Raw genomic sequence first — 15,670 nt, forward strand, 5'->3', positions numbered from 1 at the left:
GGCGTCGTGCCGCGGGTATGACGATTACGAGAACTGGTTCATCGTGTTGTCCTTGCCCGCTGCCTTCAGCGCTGCTTCGCCGCTGAAGTATTCCTTGTGGTCGTCGCCGATATCCGAGCCGGACATGTTCTGGTGCTTGACGCACGCGATGCCCTGGCGGATTTCCTTGCGCTGCACGCCGGCCACGTAACCGAGCATGCCCTGGTCGCCGAAGTATTCCTTCGCGAGGTTGTCGGTCGACAGCGCAGCCGTGTGGTACGTCGGCAGCGTGATCAGGTGGTGGAAGATGCCTGCTTCACGCGACGCATCGGCCTGGAACGTGCGGATCTTCTCGTCGGCGAGCGCGGCCAGTTCGGTCTGGTCGTACTCGACGCTCATCAGCTGCGCGCGGTCGTATGCCGACACATCCTTGCCCGCTGCCTTCATCGCGTCATACACCTGCTGACGGAAGTTCAGCGTCCAGTTGAACGACGGGCTGTTGTTGTACACCAGCTTCGCATTCGGGATCACCTTGCGGATTTCGCTGACCATGCCGCCGATCTGCGCGATGTGCGGCTTTTCGGTTTCGATCCACAGCAGGTCGGCGCCGTTCTGCAGCGACGTGATGCAATCCAGCACGCAACGCGCTTCGCCCGTGCCCGAGCGGAACTGGAACAGGTTGCTCGGCAGGCGCTTCGGACGCAGCAGCTTGCCGTCGCGCTTGATCACGACGTCACCGTTGCCGAGCTGGTCGGCCGACAGCTCTTCGCAGTCGAGGAACGCGTTGTACTGGTCGCCCAGGTCGCCCGGCGTGTTGGTCACGGCGATCTGCTTGGTCAGGCCGGCGCCGAGCGAGTCGGTACGGGCGACGATGATGCCGTCGTCCACGCCCAGTTCCAGGAACGCGTAGCGGATCGCGCGGATCTTCGCGAGGAAGTCCTCGTGCGGCACCGTGACCTTGCCGTCCTGGTGGCCGCACTGCTTTTCGTCGGACACCTGGTTCTCGATCTGGATGCAGCACGCGCCCGCTTCGATGAACTGCTTGGCCAGCAGGTACGTTGCTTCGGCATTGCCGAAACCCGCGTCGATGTCGGCGATGATCGGCACGACGTGCGTCACGTGGTTGTCGATCTTTTCCTGGATCGCGGCCTTGGCAGCCGCGTCCTTGGCCGCATCCAGCTCGCGGAACAGGCCGCCCAGCTCACGGGCGTCGGCCTGGCGCAGGAACGTGTACAGCTCGCGGATCAGCGCGCTGACCGAGGTCTTTTCGTGCATCGACTGGTCCGGCAGCGGGCCGAACTCCGAACGCAGCGCGGCGACCATCCAGCCCGACAGGTACAGGTAACGGCGTTCGGTGCTGTTGAAGTGCTTCTTGATGGAGATCATCTTCTGCTGGCCGATGAAGCCGTGCCAGCAACCCAGCGACTGCGTGTACTGGGTCGGGTCCGCATCGTACGCGGCCATGTCGGCGCGCATGATCTTCGCGGTGTAGCGGGCGATGTCCAGGCCCGTCTTGAACTTGTTCTGGGCACGCATGCGGGCAGCCGATTCCGGATTGATGGCATCCCACGCGCTGCCTTGCTTTTCCTTCAAACCAGCCACTGCCTTGATGTCGTCTTGATATTGGGACATGTCTATCTCCTGGGAACGAAGCGCATTTGAGTAAAGGGTTCAGCGTGCCCGCTCCGTGTGACGAAGCGAACTGCATGGACTTAATAGTAACGCCGACCGGTTCGCATTCAACGAAGTCTTATATAAGACATAAGATATAAATTTCGCTTGTTATTCAATGAGATAAGCGCGCGTTTTTGCGATGCAAAACAAGTTTTCAAGCGGCGGGACGGCCACGCGCCGGAAATTCGACGGGCTTTCCGCGATATGAAACGATCTTTCGGCAGTTGGTGCGATGACCGATATGGCGATCCATGCTCCGGGCTTTTGCCACGCGCATGACAAAACGTCTATACTTGGACAATTCATCGACGGCGCCGAACGCGCCCCTCCTGCCCGGAACGACATGAGCGACTACCCCGTTTTCGACGCGCTGTGCGAGCTGCTGACGACCTCCGGCGCGCGGTTCCGCGTGCTGGATCACCCGGCCGAAGGCAAATCCGACGTGATCGCCGCGATTCGCGGCACGCGTCCCGAACAGGGCGCGAAGGCGATGCTCTGCACGTTCAAGGACGGCGGCGACGCCACCGCCCTCGCGGTGATCCCCGGTCACCTGAAGATCGATTTCCGCAAGGTCGCCGATGCGCTCGGCCGCCGCAAGGCGACGCTCGCGCCGCCCGAACTCGCGGCCACGGTCACGCGCTGCGTGATGGGCGCCGTGCCGCCGTTCGTGTTCGACGCGAACGTGACGCTCGTCGTCGACCCGGCGCTGATCGAACTCAACGACGAAATCGCGTTCAACGCGGGCCGCCTCGACCGCTCGGTCGTGCTCGACGCGTCCGACTACGTGCGGATCGCCAGCCCGCTGCTCGCCGACATCACGCGGCCGGAAGCCGCCAACGCGCCCGCGCTGCAGGCCAACGCATGACCACGCCACGCCCCCGACCGCAACTGGAGCAGGCATCGCTGATCGAGCAGGTGCTGCGTATCGCCGAAGGGCTCGGCGCGATGTTCGCGCCGTTCACCGAGGTCGTCGTGCACGACCTGCGCACGCCGGAACACGCGATCCTCGCGATCCACAACAACCTGTCGGGCCGCGCGGTCGGCGATCCGGCGACCGAGCTCGGGCTCGCCCGCATCGAGGACGACGACTACCCGCAGGTGCTTGCGAACTACGCGAACCGCTTCGCCGACGGCCGCACCGCGAAAAGCACGTCGATCGGCATCAAGGATTCAAGCGGCCGCTACGTGGCCGCGCTGTGCCTGAACGCGGACGTTACGCTGTTCCGCGGCTTCCAGGGCATGCTGAACCAGTTCTGCAGCACCGAAGGCGAACCCGTCGCCGACACGCTCGACCCGGCCGGCGCGGACGCGATCCGGCAGCGCATCGATGCGTTCGCGACGCGCCTGGCGACCACGCCGCGCGAGCTGAAGACCGACCAGCGCCGCGAGCTGATGCAGACGCTGAAGGCGGACGGCTTCCTCGAGGTGCGCCGCGCGATGGAAATCGTGTCGCAGCACCTCGGCGTGTCGCGCGCCACCGTCTACAACGATGCGAAATGATGCGTGATGCGCAGGCGCGTCCGGCGCGCGCTCTGCTGACCAATTGACCGATCTTCCGACGAGCGACTCATGAACACTCCGACCCTCCCCACCTACGACGACGTCGCGGCCGCCGCGGCACGGCTCGAAGGCCACGCGCACCGCACGCCCGTGATGACGTCGCGCACGATCGACGAAGCGCTCGGCGCGCAGGTGTTCTTCAAGTGCGAGAACCTGCAGCGCATGGGCGCATTCAAGTTCCGCGGTGCGTTCAACGCGCTGTCGCGCTTCGACGCGACGCAGCGCCGCAACGGCGTCGTCGCGTTCTCGTCGGGCAATCATGCGCAGGCGATCGCGCTGTCGGCACGCATCCTCGGCATTCCGGCGACGATCGTGATGCCGCAGGACGCGCCGGCCGCGAAGATGGCCGCGACGCGCGGCTACGGCGGCAACGTCGTGACCTACGACCGCTATACCGAGGACCGCGAGCAGATCGGCCGCGCGCTGGCGGACAAACACGGGCTCACGCTGGTCCCGCCGTACGACCATGCGGACGTGATCGCAGGCCAGGGCACGGCGGCCAAGGAACTGTTCGACGAGGTCGGGCCGCTCGACGCGGTGTTCACGCCGCTCGGCGGCGGCGGCCTGCTGTCGGGCACGGCGCTCGCGACGCGCGCGCTGTCGCCGCACGCGAAGCTGTACGGCGTCGAGCCGGAAGCCGGCAACGACGGCCAGCAGTCGTTCCGGTCCGGCTCGATCGTCCATATCGACACGCCGCGCACGATCGCCGACGGCGCGCAGACGCAGCACCTCGGCAACCTGACGTTTCCGATCCTGCGGCGCGACGTCGACGACATCCTGACCGCGACCGACGCGGAGCTGGTCGACTGCATGCGCTTCTTCGCAACCCGTATGAAGATTGTCGTCGAGCCGACCGGCTGCCTGTCGTTCGCGGCCGCGCGCCGGATGAAGGATGAACTGAAGGGCAAGCGCGTCGGCATCGTGATCAGCGGCGGCAACGTCGATCTCGAGAACTTCTGCGCGCTGGTGTCCGCCTCCGCATGACCGTCGGCGCGCGCGGATGACCTGGATGAACATCCTGTCATCCGCGTGCCGCCACTCCTTCACGGCGCGTTAAGTTTCGCGCCCTAGACTGATCAGGTATCCCGCAGTCAGTCGTGAAGAAGGAGTCACCATGAACATGCACGCGATCGTCGCCGCCGCCCTCGCGGCAGCATCCCTTTCGGCGTTCGCTCAACCGGGCGTTACGTCATCCGGTCCTCCCGCCACGTCGCCGCAAGGCCCCGTCGCGCAGGCCACCCACCGTTCGCCCGCCGCGCTGCCGCCCGCCGGCTTCGTGCTCGCGAAGATCGATCAGAACAATACGCCGCCCGATCGCGGCGGCGATCCCAGCGGCCGCACGCGCTCGGGCTCGCATATGTAAACGTGAGCCGGCCGCGTCGGACGGCCGGCCCCTGTCACGACACCACAACGACATCACAACGACGGCAGCGACGGATCGCGTGCGGCGAGGATATCCGCGGTGCGCCGCTGCAGCGCGCCGTCGATCGTCTCCGGTTGCGGAATCAGCCAGTAACGCCCGTCTCGAATGCCATCGAACACCCGCGCGGCGAACGCGTCGGGCGTGAGTCCGTGCGCGTTCAGCATCGCGCGCATCGTATCGACGAAGCCCTGCACTTCGGGCCGGTCGCGCGTGGCGCCGAACGGGTCGTTGAAGATGCCCGACTGCACCGGGCCAGGCGCGAGCAGCGACACGCCGACCGGCGCGCCGAGCATCTTCAGCTCGCCGTACAGCGATTCGGTCAGCGCGATCACCGCGAATTTCGTCGCCGAGTAAGGCGACATCAACGGGCTCGGCAGGAACCCGCCGACCGACGCGGTGTTGACGACGCGCGCCGGCACGTTGCGTTCGAGCATGCGCGGCACGAAGCTGCGAATCCCGTTCATCACGCCGTGCACGTTGATCGCGAAACTGCGCTCGAACCGTTCCGGCGTGATTTCCCAGCTGAAGCCGGTCGCCATCACGCCCGCGTTGTTGAACAGCAGGTCGACGCCGCCGAAGCGCTGCCATGCAGCATCGGCCAGCGCGTCGACGGCTTCCGGCCGGCTCACGTCGGTCGGCACGCACAGCACGTCCGTGTCGAGCGTGGCGGCGAATGCGTCGAGCTTCGCCGGGTCGAGGTCGGCCAGCACCACGCGCATGCCGAGCGCGGCCGCGTGGCGCGCGAGGCCGCTGCCGATGCCGCTGGCCGCGCCGGTGATCACGGCGGTGCCGCCGTCGAAGCGAATCGAATGTGTCATGTCAGCGTCCGGTCGGGTCGATGCAGGGATGCGCATACGCGGGAATCACGGGCGGCGGCAACGGCGTGCGACCGTCGAGCGAGCGCACCGCGAGCCCCTGCGACAGCGGGAAATGCAGGCTGTGCGTGACGAGGCCCGTGCGCTCGCGCGCCGGCAGCGTGCACAGCGCGAGCGCGGTTTCCGCGAGATAGGCGACGTCCTCGGTCGGATAGCCTTCCGGGATGTAACGTGCCGCGCCCGGCGTACGGATCGCGGTGCTCGGCGCGACCAGGTTCACCGCGATGCCGTCGGCTTCGAGTTCGGCCGCGAGCCCCTGCGTGAAGCGCGACAGCGCGGCCTTGGCCGCCGCATAGACGGTCGCACCGCCCGCGCGCGAGAAATCGTCGAACGGCCGCAGCGGCGCGAGCGCGGTGACCGAGCCGACGTTCACGATCCAGCCGGCGCCGCGTGCACGCATCAGCGGGATCGCGGCCTGGCTCAGGGCGAACGGGATGCGCAGATAGTGTTCGATCGTCGTGTCGAACATCGCCATCGGCATCGCGTCGACGCACGCGTAGTCGGCCACACCCGCGTTGTTCACGAGGATGTCGAGGCCGCCGGCCGCCTGTGCCGCGCGCCCGACGAGCGCATCGCGCTCGGTCGGGTTCGACAGGTCGGCCGCGAGTGCGATCGCGCGGCCGCCCGCCTGTTCGATCAGCGCGACCGTTTCGGCGAGCGTGCCGGCGGTCGTCGCCGATTGCGTGAGGCTGCGCGCCGTCACGACGACGGTCGCGCCTTCGGACGCGAGGCGCTGCGCGATCGCGCGGCCGATGCCGCGGCTCGCGCCGGTCACGAGCGCGCATTTACCCGCGAGCGTCGCGGTTCGGGTGTCGGTCATGATGTCTCCGATGGAATTGTGGGTGCGTGCCGTTCAGCCCGCGATATCCGCAACATGCAGCACGAACTTGGTTTTCGCGTCGCCCGTTTGAACGAGGTCGAGCGCGCGTGCGGCCTGTTCCAGCGGGAAACTGTCGAAGCGCGGCACGCACAACGCGCGCCGGCCGAGCCGTTCGGCGATCGACGCGAGCGTGGCGCCGCTCGGCATCCGGCTGTATGTCATCGCGGTGCGCAGACCGCGCCGCGCGGCTTCGGCCGCCGTCACGGCAAGCCGCTCGGCATCACCGGCCGCGAGCGTCATGATGGTCACGAGCGTGCCGCCCGGCGCCAGCAGGTCGAGCGCATCGGGCAGCGTGTCGCCGCCGACCGCGTCGAGCACGAGATCGACGCCGCCGGGTGCCCACGCCCGCACGGCCGCCGCGATGTCCTGCGCGCGATAGTCGATGCTCACAGCCGCACCGAGCGATTCGACGCTCGCGCGATTGCGCGCCGAGCACGTCGCGGCGACCCGTGCGCCCGCCTGGGCGGCCAACTGGATCGCGAAGGTGCCGACCGCGCCCGCGCCGCCGTGCACGAGCACGCTCTGCCCTGCACGCAATCCGCCGTCGTCGAACAGGCCGGCCCATGCAGCCAGCGCGGGTGTCGGCGTGGCGGCCGCCGCCGCAAAGCCGACCGCATCGGGCAGGTGGACGACCGAATCGTGACGCACGGCGACGTATTCCGCATACGCGCCCCAGCGCCCCGCGCCGACGTCGGTCTGCGCGAACACGCGCATCCCCGGCGCGAAACCCTCGACGCCGTCGCCGACCGACTCGACTACACCGGCCGCGTCGAAACCGATCACGAACGGAAACGTCATCTGCATGAACGCGCCGAGATAGCCTTCGCGGCATTTCCAGTCGGCGGGATTGACGCCCGCGTACGCAACGCGGATCAGCACGTCGCCGGGGCCCGGCTTCGGTGCGGGAACGTCGGCCAGTCGCAGCGCGTCGGAATGGCCGACGCGGTCGATCAGCAAGGCTCGCATGGGGGTGTCTCCCGTGTTGTCGTTTGCATTGCGGTGGGTCGCGTGCGCGCCGCGCGTCACGCCGCCGTGTCGGCCAGCAGGCTCGACGCGAGCGGACAGAACGCGTGCGAGATCGCATCGACCGTCCAGTCGGGGCTTTCCGCGTCGAACCGGCGGTCGACCCAGCCCCAGTGATACGGATGCAGCAGGTATTCGCCGAGCAGGTCGCCGACCTGCGCGAATTCCTGTTGCCAGACGTGGGTCCACGCGCCCGGCGTCACGATCCGGCTCAGCCGCCAGTTGCGAATGCCGGGCATGAACGCGGGCATGCGCAGCAGCTCGCGCTCGAGCTCGCGCACTCGCGCGTCGTCGGCCTGCGGCCGCACCCGCAGCATCAGCGTGCGCCATACGCCATCGCGCAGCGCCGGCTCGCGCAGGCCGCCGCCGATCGCGCGGCACGCGGCGCCGTCGATCCGCACGACGCCCGGCACGCGAGCCAGCGCGGTCAAATCCATCGCTCGATCGGTCGCCCGTTCGTCGCGCAGCACGTCGAGCGTGTAGTCGCCCGCCCCCCAGCAGCCGTCGAGATTGCGTGCGAGCGCCACGCGGGTCGCGCCGGGCAGCGCATGCGCGGCGTCGCGCAATGCACGTTCGATCGCACCGGCATCGCCGGTCGCCGCAATCCATACCTGGGCCGTGTCATGCCGCATGGTCGACCTCCGTCAGCACGGGCAGCGGCGCATCGGCATCCGTCATCACATGGCGGCGGCGCGCGTCGCACAGCGCGTCGACAGCCGTCCAGAACGCGACCACGTCGCCGTCCGTCAGCGCGCGCATCCGGTAGTACGACGGCGCATCGGCGACTTGCCACGTCAGCCACAGCGTGCTCGGCTGCCCCGGCACCGCGACGGGCGGCGACACCCAGCGGCCGGCGGCCGTCAGTCCGCGCGCCGCGTGGCCCGGCAAATAGCGGTCGCGCACTAGCGCCAGCACGTCGGGAATGCGCTCGGGCGCGAGGGTGATTTCGTCTACGATCTGGATCATGCGCGGGTCGTCTCGGGTGGTTCGTGGCGGAATGCGACAACGGCCGCCTACGCCGTTCCGGCGAGGCCGGAAGCGGCCGGCGTGGATAGCATTCTTGCGTGGCGACGCGCGGCGAACCCCTACCGGCCCGCTCACTGGCCCCTGTCGCAACGCTCAGATCGGGAGACACATGAAACAGCGCGCATTGCCGGCACGCAGCCGCGTGCTGCCGGGCCTCGGCGCCCGCCTGCTCGACGAACTGACGCGCAGCGGCGCAGCGCCGGCGCAACGGCCCACGCCTGCCGCGGCCGCGCTGACGACGACGCCCGGCGGCTTCGTCGCGCTGTACCGCGACGCGATCGAGCGGCTCGAGGCGCAGGTCGCGCGCGGCGACGGCCATCCGCCGATGCGCAAGCAGGAAGTCGACCTGATGTGCCGCTGCCTGCTCAGTTGCGCGACGCTCGCCGACGCGATCCGCTGCGCAGCCGAATTCTGCGAGATGCTGACGCCGCGCGCCGGCGCACTGTCGCTCGCGGTGCGCGACGCGCGCGCGACGTTCCGGATGGATTCGCTGCGTCGCACGCGCAGCTCGGCCGCGTGTCTCGTCGACCTGACCGGGCTGTTCTGCTATCTGCAGCTGTTCGGCTGGCTGATCGGGCAGCCGCTGCGGCCGGACGAAGTGTGGCTCGGCCATCCGCGCCGCGACGATGCGATGCCGCTGCTCGGGCTGTTCAACGCGCCGGTCGACGTCGGCCGTAAAACCTACGGCTTCGCGTTCGACGCCGCGCGGCTCGACGCCCGCGTGATCCGGCAGCCGGGCGAACTCGCCGCGTTTCTCGTGGATTTTCCGTTTCGTCTGATCGATGCGGCGCCGGCCGTCGTGTCATGGGCGCAGCAGGTGCGCGGCTTTCTCGACGCGGCGCTCGCGCACGAACAGGCGTTGCCACCACTTACGGCGCTGGCGACGTGGCTCGGCGTGAGCGAAGCGACGTTGCGGCGGCGGCTCGCCGCCGAAGGCAGCAGCTACCACGCGTTGCGCGAGCAGTGTCTCGCCGACGTCGCGCGGCGCTGCCTGCGCGAGTCCGACTGGCCAGTCGCGCGGATCGCCGCGCATCTCGGGTTCAGCGGCGAGGAAGCGTTCCGGCGGGCGTTCGTGCGATGGACGGGCATCGCGCCGAGCCGGTTCCGACGCAATTGCAGCGCCGCCGACGTTTCGTTTCATCAGACGTGAATGCGGTTCGAATACGCAAAAAAAGAAAGGACTTCGAAAGCATTCGGCGAACACTGACGTTTTTTCGCATCCCCTCGGCCGCCGGCGATTGACGCGCCGGAGCGCTCGCCATTACGCTTGCGCGCTGATGGTTCCCGGGAACGGGATCAAAAGGGAACGCAGGAGAGGCAACGCCTCGAATCTGCGGCTGCCCCCGCAACTGTAAGCGGCGAATCCGCGCCACCACACGCCACTGGGAAACCGGGAAGGCCGGCGCGAATGACGACCCGCGAGCCAGGAGACCTGCCATCGACCCGAGGTCCAAGCAGCCGCACCGGGCGGGGTGTCCCGATGCGCCAGCACCGCCTTTGGCGGTCGCCCCGTTGCATGGACGGCCCGACCTCAGGACCCTTCAGATGTCCAACCTTTCCGCATCCGCTTCCACGCCGGAAGCGTCGCGCCGCTGCGCCGCCGTCATGCGCGGCGTCTTTGCGCGCGCACGCCGTACCTGCAACACGCTCACGCTCGCCGCCTCATGAACCTCCGCCACCTTCTCGCCACGTCCGCCGCCACTGCGCTGCTCTCCCCGATCGCCCACGCTGCCGGCGACACGGCGCTCATGCAGCCGCGCCAGCCCGCGGACGGCACCGAACTGCCGACCATCGCCGTGACCGACACGCGGCACCTACCCGAATCGTTCGACCAGCGCTATGCGACGACGCAGGTGCTCACGCGCGCCGATCTCGACCGGCTGTCGCCGAGCGAGCCGAGCATCACGCAGGCGCTCGCGATGCTGCCGGGCGTGACCGTCTCGCAGACCGGCGGCCCCGGCTCGTCCGCGTCGGTCAGCATCCGCGGCTCGTCGGCCAGCCAGGTCGCGGTGTTCATCGACGGGATCCGGATCGGCTCGCCAACCACCGGCATCGCGCCGTGGGCCGACCTGCCGACCGAAGCGTTCGAGCGCGTCGAAGTGATTTCGGGGCCGGCCGCCGCATCGTTCGGCGCGAACGCGATGGGCGGCGTCGTGCAGCTGTTCACGCGCCGCGCCGCCGGCCAGCCCAACCGGACGACCGTGTCGTTCGGCGGCGGCTCGAACAAGACCTTCGACACGCAGCTGCGCACGTCGGGCACCGTGCCGTCGACCGGGCCGCTGGCCGCGCTCGGCGGGCTCACCTACTCGCTCGGCCTGCACTCGTACAATACCGCCGGCATCGACGCGACGCGGCCCGTGTTGCCGTACCACGAGGACGGCCGCAATCCGTATCACGCGCAGGATCTCGATGCGCGCCTCGGCTACGCGCGCGATAACTGGTCGATCTCGACGTTCGCGCTGTATCACCGCTCCGACCTGTCCTATGACAACGCCGGCTTTGCGAACCGCGAGCTCGATCATCAGCTGACGACCGGCATCGCGTTCCATCTCGACATCACGCCCGACACGCAGTTCGACCAGTCGTTCGGTTATGCGAACGACCGTCAGTTCCTGTATGCGAGCGACCCGGCCATCCGGACCGACCGGATCGACTCGCAGCGCATCAGTTCGTCGACGTCGCTGACCCATCAGGCGCACGGCTTCCACCTGTTCGACCTGCCGCTGTCGGGCGAGACGAAGGTCGCGTACGACTTCACGCGCGAGCAGGCGTTCCTGCCGGTCGACGTGCCGGACGGCGTGCCCACGCGCAACGATTCCGCGTTCTCGCTGCATCAGTCGGCGACGCTCGGCAGCGTGACGATGTTCGTCGCGGGCCGTCACGAGATCATCGCGGGGAAAGCCGTGAACACCGGCAACGCCGCGTTGTCGTGGGCCATCACGCCGGTCTATACGGCGCGCGTGTCGTATGGCAATGCGTTCCGCCTGCCGACGTTCAACGACCTGTACTACCCCGGTTACGGCAATCCGAACCTGAATCCGGAGCGCAGCGATTCGGTCGAAGCCGCGCTCGACGCGAACACCGCGTACGGCACGTTCAGCGCCGCGATCTACGACACGCGCGTCAACAACCTGATCGCGTACAACCCGGCGACGTTCTCGCCGATGAACATCGGCCGTGCGCATATCCGCGGCATCGACCTGTCGTACAAGGGCACGATCGGCCGCACGACGCCGGTGAGCATCGCGGTGGGGATCCTGAATCCGCAGGACGAAACCAACGACAGCTGGCTCAACCGCCGGCCGCGCCAGACGGTCAGCGTGAACATCGACCACACGTGGGACGAACTGCACCTGCATGCACTGAGCACCGGCGCGTCGTTGAACTACGGCGGCACGACGTTCGACGACCCGGCCAACGCCACGTATCTGCCGTCGTACCTGACCGTGAACCTGCGCGCGTCGTACAAGATCAATGCGCACCTGACGGTGTCGGCGTCGCTGTCGAACCTGTTCGACCGTCAGTACGTGACCGCGTACGGCTACAACACGCTCGGCCGCACCGCGTTCGGCAAGGTCAGCTATACGTTCTGATCGCGGCGTTCGGCGCATCGGTGCATCGGCGCATCGGCGTGCGCGGTCGCGGGCGCCGGTGCGGACAGGTTCGCGGGTGCCGAATGCCGTCGCGTTCGATCGCACCGCGGTTCGCGTCAGGACCACACGATGCCATGTACACCCGCAATCAGCTGGATCGCGCCGAACACCGCGATCACGACGGCCGACACGCGCGACAGCCCGTGCATGAACGTCAGTGGCATCTTCGTGCGCAACGCGGCGGTCGCGCTGCTCAGGCATAGCCACCACGTCGCGGAACCGACGAACACGCCGGTGACCATCAGCGCGACGGTCGGCCCCAGCGCGTCGTCATGCGCGCCTGTCAGCGGGCCGAGCGCCGCGAAAATCCCGACGAACGACAGGATCGTCATCGGATTCGACAGCGTCAGGCCGAACGTCGTCAGGAAATCGCGCAGCACGGTCGTGCGCGGCAAGTCGCGCTGCGCCGCGGATGCGGCCGGCGCCTGCCGCGCGATGGACCAGGCCAGCCACACGAGGAACGCGCCGCCGCCGATTTTCAGCGCGACGGTCAGCATCGGAAACGCGGTGACGATGCCGGCGACGCCCAGCGCGCCGAGCAGCCCGTAGATCGCATCGGCGCACGCGGCGCCGATGCCGGTGGCGAACCCCGCGTGAAAGCCTCGGCTCAGGCTGCGCTGGATGCACAGCATCCCTATCGGGCCGACCGGCACCGCGATCGACAATCCCATCACGACGGACTTGATGAACAGCATGGCCTGCTCCTCGCGATATCCAGTGGCTTCAACCGCATCGTAGGGAAAGTCCGGTCGCCGCTGAAGGCGGTTTTTAAGGAAAAATGGCTACTTCACCTTAAAAACTCCGCCGCGATGGACGAACTCGACTGGAAGGTACTCGCGCTGCTGCAGGCCAACGGCCGCATCAGCTACACGGAGCTGGCGCGCCAGGTTCATCTGTCGGTGCCGGCGGTGACGGAGCGCGTGAAGCGCCTCGAATCGGCCGGGGTGATTGACGGCTACACGGCGCGGGTCAATCCCGCGGCGGCCGGCTACCCGGTGAGCGCGCTGATCGGCATCACGGTGCCGCAGCCGGCGAAGGCGAAATTCCTGAAGCTGCTGGAGACGATTCCCGAAGTGGTCGAGTGCCATCACGTGACGGGCGCGGATTCCTACGTGATGCGGTTCGTCGCGGTCAGCATGGCGCACCTCGAGCAACTGATCGAGCGCATCAACCTGTACGGCGAAACGCGCACGTCGATCGTGATGTCGACGCCGCTGCCGGCGCGCGGGCTCGCGCGTCCGGCTGCCGCGATCAAAGGCAGTCGGGGGTGACACGATGCCCCGCGCCGCGCGATCCTGTGCCATGCGCACCTTGCACGAACCGGACAACCTGCCATGTCAGTGATCGGACTCAATCATTACAACCTGCGCGCGGATCGGGCGACGCTCGATACGCTGCGCGATTTCTACGTGAATGTCGTGGGCCTCGAGCCGGGCTATCGTCCGGCGTTCCAGAGCGCCGGCTACTGGCTCTATGCAGGGGGACAGGCAATCCTCCATCTGTCGGAAGCGCGGCCTGGCGAGGTGCGGCCATCGCACGTCGTCAATACGTTCGACCATATGGCGTTTTCATGCGAAAACGCCGCCGACATGGAACGGCGCCTCACCGAGGCGCAGGTTCGATACTCGCGCAGGTACGTGCCGCTCACGAGCCAGCTCCAGCTCTTTTTCGCCGACCCGGCAGGCAATGGCGTCGAGTTGAACTTCGCCGAGCCCGACCGCGATTCCGGTGACGGACCGAATTAGCACGCGCGGTTCGGGCCGACGATTCGTTCGCGCCGCCATGGCGTTGAGGGCGCTCAGTACGCCGGTTGGGTGCGCCGACGATCAGTACGGCCCCGTCACCTGCCGACGGCTCCGCCGAGCAAACCGCCGACGAGCGACGTGACCGGCGCGAGCGGATTGCTCGTGCCGCCCGACGCCGCACCGCCGCTCGTACCGGTGCCGGGACCGTTGTGCACGGTCGCCGGTATCCCGCCGACCACACTCGTCACCAGGCCTGCAACCGGCGCGACGCCGTTTGCTCCGTTCGGATTCACGAGACCGCCCGCGTTGGTCACCGTATTGCCGACCGCCCGGACGAGCTGCCCGACATCGCCGACGACCGGCTGTGACGAGGCGGCCGACACCTTCGTTCCGGCCGACGTGATCGCCCCGCCGACCTGCCCGAGCAGGCCCGCGACCGGCTGACCGAGGCCGGTCGCCGTGCCGACCTGTTGGGTGAGGTTGCCGGCCGTCGTCACGAGCGGCGTGATCGCCGACCCGGCCGTCTGGGTCGCCTGCTGAACCGGCCCCGACGACACGGTCGAGCCGACCGTTGCGCCCGCCGACTGCAGCCCGTGGGCAACCGTGTCGAGCAGGCCGCCGACCGGCGTCGTGATCGGCGCGAGCGGCGACAGCGGGCCCGCGCCGAGCGCCTTGACCGTCTCGCTCAGGCCCAGGACGGGATTGCCCGTCGAGCTGACGACGGTGCCGAGTCCGGTGACTGTCCTGCCGACCGGGTCCGGCGTGATGCCGATCTGGCTGATCCCACCGCTCACCGCGTTCGCCGTGTCGCGGATGATCGAGCCCACGCCGGTGATCGTCGCGCCCGGGCCCGCGGTGAGGCTCTTGCCGACGCCCGGCAGAGTCACGTCGCCGACCGTGGTGCCGGCGTCGATCACGACCTGACCGACCGTGCTGACAACGCCGTTCGTGCCGGGCGCGCCGCTGGTGCCCCAACCGCCGCTCGTCGTTCCGCTGGTGCCGCTGCTGGTTCCGCTTGTGCCACTGGTTCCGCTGGTTCCGCTGGTTCCGCTGGTTCCGCTGGTTCCGCTAGTTCCGCTAGTTCCGCTGGTTCCGCTGGTTCCGCTAGTTCCGCTAGTTCCACTAGTTCCGCTAGTTCCGCTAGTCCCGCTGGTCCCGTTAGTGCCGCTGGTCCCGTTAGTGCCGCTGGTCCCGCTGGTCCCGCTGGTCCCGCTGGTCCCGTTAGTCCCGTTAGTCCCGTTAGTCCCGTTAGTCCCGTTAGTCCCGTTAGTCCCGTTAGTCCCGTTAGTCCCGCTAGTCCCACCGGTCACGCTCGTACTCGTGCCGATGTTATTAGCGGCCACGGTCGGTGCGGTGATGTCGCCGCCGCCGCACGCGGCCAGCGTGCATGTCGCGGCGATCGCGGCGAGCGCGACGCCGGTTCTGGTGAAATGCCGATACATGGATGCCCCCGTCGGTTTTTTCTGATCAATACGTTCGACAAGCATCTCTCGTGCCACCATGATCGGCCTCGCCGCAATTCCACGATCGCTGGGCATCGGGCCCTCCTGAAGGCCGTCCCACGCAGGACGTGCGGCTTGCGGGCTGAAACCCGCCCGTTCGATTCGCCTCGCATCGCCACCGAACGTTCACGTAACACGAGGGGCACGTTACGTAGCATCGGCGTGAAACTGCGACGACACCCGCAATGGCGTCCAAGCGAATATCACGGGGCCCGACGGTCATTCCGGTGATGAATCGGCCATGAGCGAACCGGTGGCCAACACCTGGGTGAAGTGTGAAAGTGGGTATAGGCGCCGACGACGAGCCATCCGTCACAGTCGCCCTCGGCG

The 15,670-nt window shown here is 68.0% G+C and carries 17 protein-coding genes and 1 riboswitch; of the genes, 9 read left to right on the forward strand and 8 right to left on the reverse strand.

What is annotated here, in order from left to right:
* Positions 1-24 precede the first annotated feature (24 nt).
* A complete protein-coding gene (locus tag LMA02_RS23640) occupies positions 25-1,611 on the reverse strand; it encodes an isocitrate lyase (protein ID WP_228907702.1) in 1,587 nt (528 codons plus the stop codon).
* A gap of 385 nt (positions 1,612-1,996) precedes the next feature.
* On the opposite strand from LMA02_RS23640, the gene LMA02_RS23645 reads away from it, so the two are divergent.
* The 4 genes from LMA02_RS23645 (at position 1,997) to LMA02_RS23660 (ending at position 4,576) form a co-directional block, all read left to right on the forward strand.
* The gene (locus tag LMA02_RS23645) at positions 1,997-2,518 is read left to right on the forward strand and encodes a YbaK/prolyl-tRNA synthetase associated domain-containing protein (RefSeq protein ID WP_228907703.1); all 522 of its coding nucleotides are present in this window, start codon (positions 1,997-1,999) and stop codon (positions 2,516-2,518) included.
* Positions 2,515-3,153: a helix-turn-helix transcriptional regulator gene (locus tag LMA02_RS23650; protein ID WP_105831096.1), complete on the forward strand. Its 639-nt coding sequence runs from the start codon at positions 2,515-2,517 to the stop codon at positions 3,151-3,153. The genes LMA02_RS23645 and LMA02_RS23650 overlap by 4 nt, the downstream gene beginning before the upstream one ends.
* Before the next feature lie 69 nt (positions 3,154-3,222).
* The gene (locus LMA02_RS23655) at positions 3,223-4,197 is read left to right on the forward strand and encodes a threo-3-hydroxy-L-aspartate ammonia-lyase (RefSeq protein WP_228907704.1); all 975 of its coding nucleotides are present in this window, start codon (positions 3,223-3,225) and stop codon (positions 4,195-4,197) included.
* A 130-nt stretch (positions 4,198-4,327) separates the two neighbouring features.
* Positions 4,328-4,576, forward strand: coding sequence for a hypothetical protein (locus LMA02_RS23660; protein ID WP_228907705.1), 249 nt, complete (start codon positions 4,328-4,330; stop codon positions 4,574-4,576).
* 53 nt (positions 4,577-4,629) lie between these two features.
* Here the strand turns inward: LMA02_RS23660 and LMA02_RS23665 are convergent, their stop codons facing one another.
* The 5 genes from LMA02_RS23665 to LMA02_RS23685 are packed head-to-tail and all read right to left on the reverse strand — an operon-like array spanning position 4,630 to position 8,380.
* Positions 4,630-5,454 carry an SDR family NAD(P)-dependent oxidoreductase gene (locus LMA02_RS23665; protein ID WP_228907706.1) on the reverse strand — a complete coding sequence of 275 codons (825 nt, stop codon included), beginning with the start codon at positions 5,452-5,454 and terminating at the stop codon, positions 4,630-4,632.
* Between the two features lies 1 nt (position 5,455).
* Positions 5,456-6,331, reverse strand: coding sequence for an SDR family NAD(P)-dependent oxidoreductase (locus LMA02_RS23670; protein WP_228907707.1), 876 nt, complete (start codon positions 6,329-6,331; stop codon positions 5,456-5,458).
* A 33-nt stretch (positions 6,332-6,364) separates the two neighbouring features.
* Positions 6,365-7,357 carry an NADP-dependent oxidoreductase gene (locus LMA02_RS23675; protein WP_228907708.1) on the reverse strand — a complete coding sequence of 331 codons (993 nt, stop codon included), beginning with the start codon at positions 7,355-7,357 and terminating at the stop codon, positions 6,365-6,367.
* A gap of 56 nt (positions 7,358-7,413) precedes the next feature.
* Complete coding sequence (locus tag LMA02_RS23680) at positions 7,414-8,046, reverse strand: Dabb family protein (RefSeq protein ID WP_228907709.1); 633 nt, start codon at positions 8,044-8,046, stop codon at positions 7,414-7,416.
* Positions 8,036-8,380 (reverse strand): hypothetical protein, encoded by a 345-nt coding sequence (locus LMA02_RS23685; protein ID WP_228907710.1) that lies wholly within the window; start codon positions 8,378-8,380, stop codon positions 8,036-8,038. Before LMA02_RS23685 ends, LMA02_RS23680 begins: the two co-directional genes overlap by 11 nt.
* A 169-nt stretch (positions 8,381-8,549) precedes the next feature.
* Here LMA02_RS23685 and LMA02_RS23690 point away from each other — a divergent pair, with 169 nt between their 5' ends.
* From LMA02_RS23690 to LMA02_RS23695, 3 genes are all read left to right on the forward strand, one after another.
* Entirely contained in the window at positions 8,550-9,590 is a 1,041-nt protein-coding gene (locus LMA02_RS23690; protein WP_228907711.1) for a helix-turn-helix domain-containing protein, read from the forward strand.
* Between the two features lie 111 nt (positions 9,591-9,701).
* Positions 9,702-9,895, forward strand: a riboswitch (cobalamin riboswitch).
* 90 nt (positions 9,896-9,985) lie between these two features.
* Complete coding sequence (locus LMA02_RS35315; RefSeq protein WP_267478978.1) at positions 9,986-10,108, forward strand: hypothetical protein; 123 nt, start codon at positions 9,986-9,988, stop codon at positions 10,106-10,108.
* On the forward strand, positions 10,105-12,033 hold the full coding sequence (locus LMA02_RS23695; RefSeq protein WP_228907712.1) for a TonB-dependent receptor domain-containing protein: 1,929 nt from the start codon (positions 10,105-10,107) through the stop codon (positions 12,031-12,033). Before LMA02_RS35315 ends, LMA02_RS23695 begins: the two co-directional genes overlap by 4 nt.
* A gap of 116 nt (positions 12,034-12,149) precedes the next feature.
* Here the strand turns inward: LMA02_RS23695 and LMA02_RS23700 are convergent, their stop codons facing one another.
* Positions 12,150-12,788: a LysE family translocator gene (locus LMA02_RS23700; RefSeq protein ID WP_228907713.1), complete on the reverse strand. Its 639-nt coding sequence runs from the start codon at positions 12,786-12,788 to the stop codon at positions 12,150-12,152.
* A gap of 114 nt (positions 12,789-12,902) precedes the next feature.
* Between LMA02_RS23700 and LMA02_RS23705 the strand changes: the two genes are divergently transcribed.
* Both LMA02_RS23705 and LMA02_RS23710 read left to right on the forward strand, forming a co-directional pair.
* Complete coding sequence (locus tag LMA02_RS23705) at positions 12,903-13,364, forward strand: Lrp/AsnC family transcriptional regulator (RefSeq protein ID WP_228907714.1); 462 nt, start codon at positions 12,903-12,905, stop codon at positions 13,362-13,364.
* 63 nt (positions 13,365-13,427) lie between these two features.
* The gene (locus LMA02_RS23710; RefSeq protein WP_228907715.1) at positions 13,428-13,838 is read left to right on the forward strand and encodes a VOC family protein; all 411 of its coding nucleotides are present in this window, start codon (positions 13,428-13,430) and stop codon (positions 13,836-13,838) included.
* 95 nt (positions 13,839-13,933) lie between these two features.
* Here LMA02_RS23710 and LMA02_RS23715 read toward each other — a convergent pair whose 3' ends face one another.
* Complete coding sequence (locus LMA02_RS23715) at positions 13,934-15,280, reverse strand: collagen-like triple helix repeat-containing protein (protein WP_228909997.1); 1,347 nt, start codon at positions 15,278-15,280, stop codon at positions 13,934-13,936.
* Positions 15,281-15,670 lie beyond the last annotated feature (390 nt).

The sequence above is a fragment of the Burkholderia sp. B21-005 genome (genome assembly GCF_020843965.1).
GTDB lineage: Bacteria > Pseudomonadota > Gammaproteobacteria > Burkholderiales > Burkholderiaceae > Burkholderia > Burkholderia ambifaria.